Here is a 10827-nt window from a genome sequence, read left to right as displayed (position 1 = left end):
CCCCGCCGGCGTTTGAGGCGCGGGGTCCGGGGCGGAGCCCCGGCAGTGGCGCCGCACACGGAAAGGGGGAAGGCGGGTCCCCGCGCTCCGGGGAGCGGGGGTCCGCCTTCGTTCGGGTGGCCGCCGGGGGCTAGAGGTACGGGCCCGAGCGGACCGGGCCGTGGCCGTCCTCGTCGTCCGTCGGGGCTCCCGGCGGGAGGGCCCGGCGCATCTGTTCCAGTTGGGCCCGCGCCGCCATCTGCTGCGCGAACAGGGCCGTCTGGATGCCGTGGAAGAGGCCCTCCAGCCAACCGACCAACTGTGCCTGCGCGATGCGCAGTTCCGCCTCCGAGGGAATGGCCTCGTTGGTGAACGGGAGGGACAGGCGCTCCAGTTCCTCCACGAGCTCGGGGGCCAGGCCGTCCTCCAGCTCCTTCACCGAGGCGGCATGGATGTCCTTGAGCCGGACTCGACTCGCCTCGTCCAGAGGCGCTGCGCGTACCTCTTCCAGGAGTTGCTTGATCATGCTGCCGATCCGCATGACCTTGGCGGGCTGTTCGACCATCTCCGTCACCGGGACCTCGCGCGACTCGTCATCGGCGCCGCCGACCGCCATCCCGTCCTGTCCCACGATCATGACGTGCGGGGGGCTGTCCTGCGACCGTTCACTCCTCGGCATCTCCATGCCGTTCATTCTCTCGCACACCTTCGTCAGCAGACGTGTGCCCCCGTACGAGCGTGATCCACCCTGTACGGGGGCACGAGATCAGCCGGCCGCCCGCCGGGCCAGCGCACCGTTCGAGCGGGTGACCAGTGCGGCCAACAGCGCCGCGCCCAGCGGGACCAGGACCAGCAGCCCGCCGAGGGTCTCCCACGGCACCGAGATCGGCACGTACGGGATGTCCTCCACCGACGTGTAGCCCCTGGCGAGCCCGTACTCGTAGAGGCGCTCCAGCTCCCGCTCCTGGGTGAGCCGCAGCCCGACCGCGGGCAGGAGTCCGGCCGCCGAGCCCAGGACCACGCCCATCAGGGCGATCAGCCCGCACTGGAAGCCGCTGAGCGTGCGCCGCACCCGCGGCGCCGCGCCCACCGCCGCCAGGGTCTTCAGGTCGGCCTCGGCGTCGGCCTGGGCGAGCCCGGTGGCGATGCCGGCCGCGCCGATGGTGACCAGGCCGGCGAAGAGGGTGAGGGCGAGCAGGGTGAGGCTGTCGTCGCCCTGGTAGCCCGCCTCGATGCGCACGGACGCGTCCACGCCCATCCGGTCGATCTCCCCGTCGATCTTCTGCTTCTGTTCGCTGGTCGGCGTCCCGTCGAGGCTGAAGTAGGAGCCGAACGGTGCCGTGGTCAGCCCGGTGGCCTTGACGGCCGCCGCGGGCAGGACCACATGGATGCCCCAGCCCTGGGCGCCGTCGGGCGCCTGGTGGACGGGGAGGACCCTGTCCTCGCCCGGCGGCTCCTCGCCGGGCTTGCCGAAGCCCCTGGAGGCCTTCGGGTCGGTGATGATCCGCAGGGTCAACTTGCCGTCCTTGACCTTGCGCTTGTCGAAGGAGACGGCCCGTCCGGCCTTGAGGGCGGCCACCGAGCCCGGATCGGTCACGGCCAGTACGGAGAGCAGCTTCTCGTCGGCGACGACGACCTCCTGCTGAGCGTTGTACTCGTCCCGCTTGCACCGCCAGTCCTGGCGCAGTTCCTTCGCCTGTTGCGGGGAGAAGGAGGCGGGCCCGTTCGGGGCTTCGTCGAGCGGGCAGCGCTGTTCTTTCGGAGCGATGACCTCGACCCGGCCGCAGCCCGGTTCCGTGGAGTACGACTCGCAGCCTGGCTTGCCGACGACGAGGCGGTCGACGTCGGCCCGCTGGGTCAGCGGGATCTGCTTGGCGAGGGCCTCGCGCAGGGCGGGCACCTCCTTGTGGGCGCTGTTCGACGAGGTCTGCAACAGCCCGGTGCCCTGCGGCAGTTTGGCCACGTACTCGTGTCGTTTCTGCACGTCCTGGCTGTGCTCGTACGTGGCCACCGCGACGCTTCCCGCGACGGCGGCCAGTACGGCTGCCACTGCGGGGGCCGTACGCCCCCGGTTGCGCACGGCGTCGCGCAGGGCGAGCCGCGGTGACAGCGGCAGCCACCGCCCGAACCGCCCGAACAGGCCGACCAGGACCGGGGTGAGGGCGACGACGCCGAGCTCGGCGATGGCGCTGCCGCCCGCGACCACGGTGGGGCTCATCCGCGCGGTGGTGCCGTACAGGGCGATCGCGGCGCCGCCCGCGACGGCGATCAGGCCGAGGACGGGCAGGACCCGGTTGGCGCGGCGGATCCCGCGGCGGCCGGTCAGCGAGGCCAGCACGGTCTGCCGGGAGGCCGTGACGGCCGGGACGACCGCGGCCAGCAGCCCGGTCACCACGGCGAGCAGGGCGATGCCGCCCAGCTCCAGCGGCCGCAGGACGAAACCGCCGAACCGGGCGCCGAGGTAGTCCTCCAGGACCGGCCGGAGCGCGACGGTGAGTGCCACGCCGAGGGCGGTGCCGATGACGGCGGCCACGGCTCCGATGACCAGGCCGCCGGAGAGCACGATCGCGCGGATGTGGCGCCGGTCGCCGCCGTTGGCGCCGACCAGGCCCAGCTGGCGGCGCGAGCGCCGGGCACCGACCGCGAAGGCGGGTCCGGCGAGCAGGCAGATCTCCAGCATCGCGAGGCCCACGACGGTGGCAGCGGTGGCCAGTTCGACGGGGGAGCCGCCGGTGCCGAGTTCGAATTGCTCCTTCGGCTCCTGCCGGTACAGCGGGACGTCGGAGTCGGCCGGCGGGTCGAGGGCGACGGCGCGGGAGACGACGACCAGGCTCTTGGCGTTGGCCTCCTTGACGATGTTCCACGTGAAACCATCCCCGCCGACCCGGACCAGATACGAGTCCTGGGGGTGCAGCCCGGATGCTCCGGAGGCCTTGAGGACCGCGTCGAGCGGGGCGAGGAGGGTCCCGGGCGGGGCGAGGACCTCTTCCTTCCTGAGCTCGCCGGGCAGCTCGTAGGCTCCGACGATCACGTACGAGGAGTTCGAGCCGCGCGGGGTGACCGAGGAGCCGACCGAGTAGCCGGAGTTCTTCAGGAAGGCCGTGGTGACGGCGACCTCGCCCGCGGTACCGGGCAGCCGGCCGTGGTCGACGGTGATCAGGCCGGCCGTCAGCGGGCTGTTCGTGTCGAGTTCGCGCAGCTCCGTGTCGAGCAGCCCGTGCCGGGTCCGGACCTTGGAGTAGGCGGTGGAGTCCTTGACGGCCTCGGCGCCGGCCGGGAGCGCCGGCTTCACCGGATCCGGGCCGCCCTCCTCGGGCCGGGACCCGCCGTCGTAGTCCTTGAAGCCGCCGACGGGTGCGTAGCTGGAGCCGTCGGGCTTCTGGTAGACGGGCACGCCCATGTTCGAGGAGGCCACGCGGGCGTCGGCGGCGCCGATCCGACGGGTGACGGCCTGATCGGGGGAGAGCTGGGCGCTGCGCAGCGTGAAGTCGGCCGCGCTCACCCCGACGATCGGCAGGGCGAGCATGGCGAGGACGAGGGAGCTGCGGCCCTTTGCGCGCCAGGCGTCGCGGCGGGCGATGCGCAGCGCCGCGATCCAGGAGTGGTACCAGACTTGGAGCGAGGAGGTCACTGGGCGGCCGCCCGCCCGGAGAGCAGGGAGTCGGCCCCGCTGCGCAGGGTCTCGTCGATCACGCTGCCGTCGCGGAGGAAGACCACGCGGTCGGCCCAGGCGGCGAAGCGCGGCTCGTGCGTGACGAGGATGCCGGCCGCGCCCGCGTCGCAGCGGGAGCGCAGCAGGCCCAGCACGGATTCGCCGGTCTCGGAGTCGAGGGCGCCGGTGGGCTCGTCGGCGAGGACGAGGCGACGATCGCCGACCAGGGCGCGGGCGATGGCCACGCGCTGCTGCTGGCCGCCGGACATCTCGTCGGGGAAGCGGTCGGCGAGCGAGCCCAGGCCCATCTCCTCCAGCGCGGCGAGCGCGGAGACGCGGGCCCTGCGGGCGGAGACGCCGTCGAGTTCGCGGGGCAGGGCCACGTTCTCCGCGGCGGTGAGCGCCGGGATGAGGTTGTAGTCCTGGAAGACGTAGCCGATGCTGCGGCGGCGCAGTGCGGCCAACTGCTTGCGGCTCGCGGCGGTGATGTCGGTGCCCTCGACGATCACCCGGCCGCCGGTCGGGGTGTCGAGGCCGCCCGCGAGGGTGAGCAGCGTGGACTTTCCGGAGCCCGACGGGCCCATGACGGCGACGAGTTCGCCGGGGTACACGGACAGGTCGATGCCGCGCAGGGCGTGCACCTCGGTGGTGCCGCTGCCGTGGGTGCGGACGAGCCGGTCCAACTGGAGTACGGGTTGCCGGGACTGGTGCTGTTCGGACATGAGGGGTCCCCCTGGAACGGTGGTTCAGCCCCGCCGTGTGCGGGCGGTACGGGGCCGTGCGGTGGCGGTCGGGGCCGGGGTCTTGGCCGGAGCCGGAGCCGGGGCCGCGGCCCCGGAGTCCTCGTCGGCGTGGGCCGGATCGGCGTGGGTCGGTTCGCCGTCAGCCGGTTCGGCCTGGTGCGGTCCTGGCCGTGCGGCTCTCCGGTCGGCCGACAGGGAGAGCCGGACCAGCCGGGTTTCGCAGTGGTCCAGCCAGCGGGCCTCGGCCTCGGTCTGGAAGATCAGCTGTTCCAGGACGAGCAGCCAGGCCACGTCGTCGCGTTCGCGGGACTGTCCGCTCTCGATCGCGGCGAGTGCGGTGGCCTTGAGCCGGGTGTAGTCCTGCATCGCCCTGATGGTGGCGTGCCGCTGGGACTGGATGACGGCGCGGATGTCCACACCGGGGGCGCCGACGGCCATGGCGAGCTTGATCGACAGCTCGTCGCGGGGCGGGTTGGCGCGGTCTACGGGGCGCTCGTACCACTCGCGCAGTTCGGTGCGGCCCGTGTCGGTGATGGCGTAGAGGGTGTGTCCGGCGGAGTCCTCGCCGTCGGGTGCGACGAGGCCGTCGCGTTCGAGGCGGGCGAGGGTGGTGTACACCTGCCCGACGTTGAGCGGCCAGGTGGAGCCGGTGCGGGATTCGAACTCGGTGCGCAGCTGGGAGCCGTACCTGGGGCCCCGTTCGAGCAGGGCCAGCAGGCCGTGACGGATCGACATACTCGGTATGTATACCGAGTATGTTCACGCACGGCAACCACCTCGGATCGCGGTTCGGGCCCTTCAGGCGCTGCGCCGCAGCCGCACTCCGAGGTAGCCCAGACCCAGTCCCATCAGGGCGAACCCGGTCCCGAGCGGCAGTATGTGCGCGGCCAGATCGGCGGCCCGCTCGTTCGGTTCGGTGCCCAGCGCCCTGACGGCCGCGGGCGCGGGCGGGGTCGGCACGGCCGCCGGCGGCGGTGGCGGTGCCGGGTGCGTCGGCTCGGTCCGCGGGCGGGCCGGCAGGGGTCGGGAGGCCACCGTCAGCTCCGGGTCGGCGGGTTCGCCGGGCGGTCTGCCGGGTCGCTCCCGCCCGGCCCCGGCGGCGGAGCCGGCCAGCTCCTCGAACGGCTCGTCCGCGGGGGCGGGCTCGGTGGCGGGGGCGGTGCGCGCGGTCGCGGAGGGGGGCCAGGCGTACGCGGGGGCGGTGGGCGCGAGCGCGGCGGCGGCCAGTGCGGCGCAGGCCGCCCAGCGGGCCGGGCGGAAGCCAAGGATCACGGGGTGCCCCTCCCGTCCCGAGCATGCGGATCGAGCGCGCGGATCGAGCGCGCGATCGTGTGGAGATACGCGCTGCGCTCAGATTTACATAGCGGGGCAAAAGCGGCATCCCGGGCGCCCCAACGGGGAGCCCGGGATGCCGGTGTGGAGCAGTGTCACCTACGCGTGGGCTACTCCGGCTTGCCGCTCGACACGGTCAGCGTGTACTGGGTGCCTTCCTTGTCGATCTTGTCCCCGGGGCGCGGGTTCTGTTCGAGCACCTGGTCCTTGCCGTACACGGCCTCGTCCTTGTAGACGACGTCGTACCTGCCGCCCGAGGCCTGGATGCACTCCTTGACCGACCGCAGGTCCTTGTACCGCAGGTCGGGCGCCGAGTACTTGCCGGCGTCGCTGAAGCTCTTCACCGGCTCCTTGCAGAGCTTCGGGTCGATCGTGCGCGAGGGGTCGGGCCCCTTGGTGCTCGCCTTGGCGGAGGGAACCGTGGCGGGGGCGCTGGAGCTGCCCTGCGACGCGACGTTCTTGGCGTCCTTGTCGTCGTCCCCGTTGGCGATCACCGCGATCAGGCCGCCGATCGCCAGCACGGCCACCGCGATGGCGCCCACGACCACCGGCATGTTCTTCTTGCCGCCGCCCGCGCCGCCCGCTCCGCCGCCCGAGCCCGACTGGGACTGCGAGGGCGAGATCGTGTACGGCGGCGGGGTCGGCGCCGCGTACTGCTGCTGCGGCGGGGGCGTGTGCGGGTACGCGTAGCCGCCCTGCGTCTGCGGCTGCGGAGCCGGGGTCGGCGGACCGTACGGCGAGGCCGTCTGCGGGGACTGGTACGGCTGCTGCACCGACTGCGGCGGGGCCTGGAAGCCGGAGTCCAGCGGCGGGAACACGGCCGAGCCGACGCCCGCGCCGCTGTTCGTGGGCCCGAGGCCCTGGACGATGACCGGAGCACCGGTCTGCCCGACCGACAGCACCCGGGCGATCTCGTCCGCCATGGCGGCCGCGGAGGGGAAGCGCTCGTTCGGGTTCTTCTTCAGCGAGCGCGCCACCAGCGCGTCCATCGCCGGCGTCACCGAGCGGTTGATGGAGGACGGAGCGACCGGTTCCTCCTGCACGTGCGCGTACGCGATGGCCAGCGGCGAGTCCGCGTCGAACGGGATCCGCCCGGTCAGCAGCTGGAAGAGCATGATGCCGACCGAGTACAGGTCGGAGCGGGCGTCGACCGCGCGCCCCAGCGCCTGCTCGGGCGACAGGTACTGCGGGGTGCCGACGACCATGCCGGTCTGCGTCATCGAGGTGACCCCCGACTGCATGGCACGGGCGATGCCGAAGTCCATGACCTTGACCACGCCGCGCTTGGTCATCATCACGTTGCCGGGCTTGATGTCGCGGTGGACGAGCCCCATGTCGTGGCTGGTCTCCAGGGCGGCCAGCACGTCGGCCGTCACCTTCAGCGCCTTGTCCGCCGGCATCGCCCCGTACTGCGCGATGTCCGCCTGGAGCACGGAGCCGAGCGGCTGCCCCTCCACGTACTCCATGACGATGTACGGCATGAGCGAGCCCTCGAACTCGTCCTCACCCGTGTCGAAGACCGAGACGATGTTGGTGTGCGACAGTTTCGCTACAGCCTGGGCCTCGCGACGGAACCGCTCGCGGAAGGACTGCTCGCGTCCCAGTTCCGTGTGCAGGGTCTTGATGGCCACCTGGCGGTCGAGCGCCGTGTCGTACGCGAGGTACACCGCGGCCATGCCGCCCTCGCCGAGCAAATCCCGTAGCTGGTAACGGCCGCGGGCCAGGGAACCGCCTGCGTACCGGCCCTGAGTGCCGTCCTGGCTCATGACTGTTGCTTCCCCTCGAGCTGTCGATGTCGGGCCCAGTCTGCCGGAGGGCAAGCACCAGTCAAGCCAGTGGCCCGTTCTGTGACCGGCCTGCCACAGGACGACTTGTCCGAACGGTGACCGGGTTCGAGGCTGTAGCGTTCATCGGAGCACTAAGAAGAGGACTACCGCCCAGCAGCGGCCAAGAGAGACGACGGCGAGGACTGATGGCACCCGAACCCGAGGGAAACGGCGCCGGGATGACCGATGGTCCTGAGCACTGGGGCGCCGGCGGCCTGGTGGGAGACGGCCGTTACCGGCTGACGCACCGGCTCGGCCGCGGCGGCATGGCCGAGGTGTTCGCCGCCGAGGACGTACGCCTGGGCCGCACCGTCGCCGTCAAGCTGCTCCGCGCCGACCTGGCCGAGGACCCCGTGTCCAAGGCCCGCTTCACGCGCGAGGCGCAGTCCGTCGCCGGACTGAACCACCACGCCGTCGTCGCCGTGTACGACTCGGGCGAGGACCGGGTCGGACCGAACACCGTCCCGTACATCGTGATGGAGCTGGTCGAGGGCCGCACCATCCGCGACCTGCTGCTCAGCGCCGAGGCCCCGGGCCCCGATCAGGCGCTCATCATCGTCTCCGGCGTGCTGGAGGCGCTGGCGTACTCGCACCAGCACGGCATCGTGCACCGTGACATCAAGCCGGCGAACGTGATCATCACGGACGCGGGCGCGGTCAAGGTGATGGACTTCGGCATCGCCCGCGCCCTGCACGGCGCGCAGTCGACGATGACCCAGACCGGCATGGTCATGGGGACCCCGCAGTACCTGTCGCCGGAACAGGCCCTCGGCAAGGCCGTGGACCACCGCTCCGACCTGTACGCGACCGGCTGCCTGCTGTACGAACTCCTGGCCCTGCGGCCCCCCTTCACCGGCGAGACCCCGCTGTCGGTGGTCTACCAGCACGTGCAGGACGCCCCGGTGCCGCCCTCGCAGCTGCCCGAGGGCCAGAGCATCCCGCCGGAGCTCGACGGTCTGGTCATGCGCTCCCTCGCCAAGGACCCGGACGACCGGTTCCAGAGCGCCGAGGAGATGCGCGGCCTGGTCCAGTACGCGCTTCAGATGCTGCACGACCAGGGGCCGGGCACCGGCACCTGGAACACGGGCCCGGTCACCATGGCCCTGCCGCACGGGCGCGGCGGCGCGGCCCAGACCACGGCCATGCCCGTGGGCGGCACGGGCGGCCGCCCGGCCTACGCCGCGAACGCGATGACCTCGCAGTTCCAGCAGCCGATGGTGCCGGGGCTGAACCCGGACGACGGCTCCGCCTTCCCCGGCGGCGGTCCGGGCGTCTCGGGCCGGGGCTACGACGGCTACGACGACCGCGGCGGCGGCCGCTGGAAGATGTGGCTCTTCGCGGTGCTGGCGATCATCGCGGTCGCGGGCGGTGTCGCGTACGCCGTCAACAACGTGACCAAGAAGGAGAGCGGGAAGCCCCCCGCCGTCCAGCAGAGCTCGCCCGGCGGCCAGCAGAACACCCCCGGGGCGTCGGCGAACCCGCCGTCGCAGCAGGCTTCGGAGAACACGCCCTCGTCCAACGAGTCCTCGCTCGCCCCGACGCGCAGCCGGACGCCGAGCAGCACCCCGTCGACCACCCCGTCGGCGTCGGCCTCGCCGTCGCCCTCGGAGTCCAAGAGCACCTCGCCGTCGCCCACGCCGTCGAAGACCACCCCGACGCCGACGCCCACGCCGTCGAAGAGCGACGGTGCCGACCCGGGCCGGGTGAACGAGCCGCAATAGCGGTAGCTCGGGAGGCCGGTAGTTCTGGTAGTTCCGGTAGTTCCGGGAGTTCGGCGAGGGACGGGATACCGGCGCGTCAGAGGGCGTGCTGGTATTCGCGGTCCGGATTCCCGGCGAGCGAGTGCACGGTCACGAACTGGGGTTCGATGCGCATGTAGACGGGGTCGAAGACCTCACCGTCCACGAAATGCGGACCCGGGCCGAAAAGCTCCAGTTCGGCCGTGGTCGGCTCGACGATCTCGGCCGTTCCGGTGAACTGCACCGACCACAGCCTGCGGTCCCGGGAATTGAAGTTGTCCGCCCCGTAGGCGACCACGCTGCCGTTGCACGCCTGGTGGTGGCCGAAGCCGGCGTGCATTCTCAGGACGACCTTGCCGTCCACCACGATGTGGCGGGCGAGGGCGAGGAAGGGCAGCGCGCGCATGCTGGTGGCGACCCGGCCGTAAGGCACCTGGCGCAGCAGTTCGATGGCGTGGAGTTCCTCCGGTGACATGCCCCCACTCTCGGGTACCGACCGCGTGCCGGGAAGAGGAGGCCGCCCCCATGATCGGGGACGTTGGTCCCGAATGGAACGGCCCGCCCCGTGGAATCCGTCGGACCGCGGGGCGTCGCGCCGTGTGATCGGGCGGGCCGGACCGCGAGGGGTCAGTTCCGCTTCTCGGCCTGGAGGCGGGCCACGTAGGCCGCTGCCTGGGAGCGGCGCTCCATGCCCAGCTTGGAGAGCAGGCTGGAGACGTAGTTCTTGATCGTCTTCTCGGCCAGGTGCAGCCGCTCGCCGATGACGCGGTTGGTCAGGCCCTCGCCGATCAGGTCGAGGATCTTGCGCTCCTGCTCGGTGAGGTTGGCCAGGCGGTCGTCGCCCTTGCCGTTCTTGCCGTCGCGCAGCCGCTCCAGCACCCGGGCGGTGGCCACCGGGTCCAGCAGGGACTTGCCGGCCGCCACGTCGCGGACGGCGCTGAGCAGCTCGTTGCCGCGGATCGCCTTGAGGACGTAACCGGAGGCCCCGGCCATGATCGCGTCGAACAGCGCCTCGTCATCGGCGAACGAGGTCAGCATCAGGCACTTGATGTCCTCGTTCTGGGAGCGCACCTCGCGGCAGACCTCCACGCCGCTGCCGTCCGGGAGGCGCACGTCGAGCACGGCCACGTCCGGGCGGGTGGCCGGGATGCGGACCAGCGCGTCCGCCGCCGTACCGGCTTCGCCGACGATCTCGATGTCCTCTTCGACCGACAAGAGCTCATGGACGCCCCGACGTACCACTTCGTGGTCGTCCAGGAGGAATACCTTGATTTTTCCGTCTTCGCGCACGAAGTCAGTTTCACACACTCACCCCTTCCCTGCCGGAGTTACCCGGGATAACGTGCCGTTGTTCCCGGCCCCTGCAAGGCTGTGACCAGTGGTTGTTCCCGCCACTGCGGATTTACTTGGAAATCCAAGCAAAAACGCAGGTCAAACGGGGTTTCGCAGTTATGCGGCGCACTGGGTAACGTGCATTGCGCAGGGCACGCGCCGGGGCACCTGTCACGCCTTGATCCCGTACGTGAAGCGCACCCACCCCGTGCGCTGGTACGGAT

General features: G+C 71.8%; 9 protein-coding genes. 1 reads left to right on the top strand and 8 read right to left on the bottom strand.

What is annotated here, in order from left to right:
• Positions 1–130: 130 nt before the first annotated feature.
• From ACFYYJ_RS01830 to ACFYYJ_RS01805, 6 genes are all read right to left on the bottom strand, one after another.
• Positions 131–664 carry a bacterial proteasome activator family protein gene (locus tag ACFYYJ_RS01830; RefSeq protein WP_385128611.1) on the bottom strand — a complete coding sequence of 178 codons (534 nt, stop codon included), beginning with the start codon at positions 662–664 and terminating at the stop codon, positions 131–133.
• A gap of 81 nt (positions 665–745) precedes the next feature.
• Positions 746–3505, bottom strand: coding sequence for an FtsX-like permease family protein (locus ACFYYJ_RS01825; protein ID WP_389128053.1), 2760 nt, complete (start codon positions 3503–3505; stop codon positions 746–748).
• Positions 3506–3606: 101 nt separating this feature from the next.
• Positions 3607–4353, bottom strand: a complete 747-nt coding sequence (locus ACFYYJ_RS01820; RefSeq protein WP_389127728.1) for an ABC transporter ATP-binding protein — start codon at positions 4351–4353, stop codon at positions 3607–3609.
• 24 nt (positions 4354–4377) lie between these two features.
• Positions 4378–5109 (bottom strand): PadR family transcriptional regulator, encoded by a 732-nt coding sequence (locus ACFYYJ_RS01815; RefSeq protein ID WP_389127726.1) that lies wholly within the window; start codon positions 5107–5109, stop codon positions 4378–4380.
• A gap of 63 nt (positions 5110–5172) precedes the next feature.
• Positions 5173–5646: a hypothetical protein gene (locus ACFYYJ_RS01810; protein WP_385128608.1), complete on the bottom strand. Its 474-nt coding sequence runs from the start codon at positions 5644–5646 to the stop codon at positions 5173–5175.
• 170 nt (positions 5647–5816) lie between these two features.
• Positions 5817–7472 (bottom strand): protein kinase, encoded by a 1656-nt coding sequence (locus tag ACFYYJ_RS01805; RefSeq protein ID WP_385366293.1) that lies wholly within the window; start codon positions 7470–7472, stop codon positions 5817–5819.
• A 239-nt stretch (positions 7473–7711) separates the two neighbouring features.
• Between ACFYYJ_RS01805 and ACFYYJ_RS01800 the strand changes: the two genes are divergently transcribed.
• Positions 7712–9253 (top strand): protein kinase, encoded by a 1542-nt coding sequence (locus ACFYYJ_RS01800; RefSeq protein WP_385366292.1) that lies wholly within the window; start codon positions 7712–7714, stop codon positions 9251–9253.
• Positions 9254–9329: 76 nt separating this feature from the next.
• Here ACFYYJ_RS01800 and ACFYYJ_RS01795 read toward each other — a convergent pair whose 3' ends face one another.
• Together ACFYYJ_RS01795 and ACFYYJ_RS01790 are read right to left on the bottom strand one after the other, a co-directional pair.
• Entirely contained in the window at positions 9330–9746 is a 417-nt protein-coding gene (locus ACFYYJ_RS01795) for a pyridoxamine 5'-phosphate oxidase family protein (protein ID WP_389127722.1), read from the bottom strand.
• Positions 9747–9898: 152 nt separating this feature from the next.
• On the bottom strand, positions 9899–10561 hold the full coding sequence (locus tag ACFYYJ_RS01790) for a response regulator (RefSeq protein WP_384587384.1): 663 nt from the start codon (positions 10559–10561) through the stop codon (positions 9899–9901).
• Between the last annotated feature and the right edge of the window lie 266 nt (positions 10562–10827).

It is taken from the genome of Streptomyces sp. NPDC002467, assembly GCF_042889825.1.
Taxonomy (GTDB): domain Bacteria; phylum Actinomycetota; class Actinomycetes; order Streptomycetales; family Streptomycetaceae; genus Streptomyces.
The sequence above is the reverse complement of the archived record's forward strand: the minus strand, read 5'-3'. Positions and strand labels throughout refer to the sequence as shown.

What these genes read in the sequence shown, in the direction of transcription:
- ACFYYJ_RS01800 (WP_385366292.1), top strand. Translation starts at nt 7,712, where the DNA reads ATGACCGATGGTCCTGAGCACTGGGGCGCCGGCGGCCTGGTGGGAGAC.
- ACFYYJ_RS01795 (WP_389127722.1), bottom strand. Translation starts at nt 9,746, where the DNA reads ATGTCACCGGAGGAACTCCACGCCATCGAACTGCTGCGCCAGGTGCCT.
- ACFYYJ_RS01825 (WP_389128053.1), bottom strand. Translation starts at nt 3,505, where the DNA reads ATGCTCGCCCTGCCGATCGTCGGGGTGAGCGCGGCCGACTTCACGCTG.
- ACFYYJ_RS01830 (WP_385128611.1), bottom strand. Translation starts at nt 664, where the DNA reads ATGGAGATGCCGAGGAGTGAACGGTCGCAGGACAGCCCCCCGCACGTC.
- ACFYYJ_RS01815 (WP_389127726.1), bottom strand. Translation starts at nt 5,109, where the DNA reads ATGTCGATCCGTCACGGCCTGCTGGCCCTGCTCGAACGGGGCCCCAGG.
- ACFYYJ_RS01820 (WP_389127728.1), bottom strand. Translation starts at nt 4,353, where the DNA reads ATGTCCGAACAGCACCAGTCCCGGCAACCCGTACTCCAGTTGGACCGG.
- ACFYYJ_RS01805 (WP_385366293.1), bottom strand. Translation starts at nt 7,472, where the DNA reads ATGAGCCAGGACGGCACTCAGGGCCGGTACGCAGGCGGTTCCCTGGCC.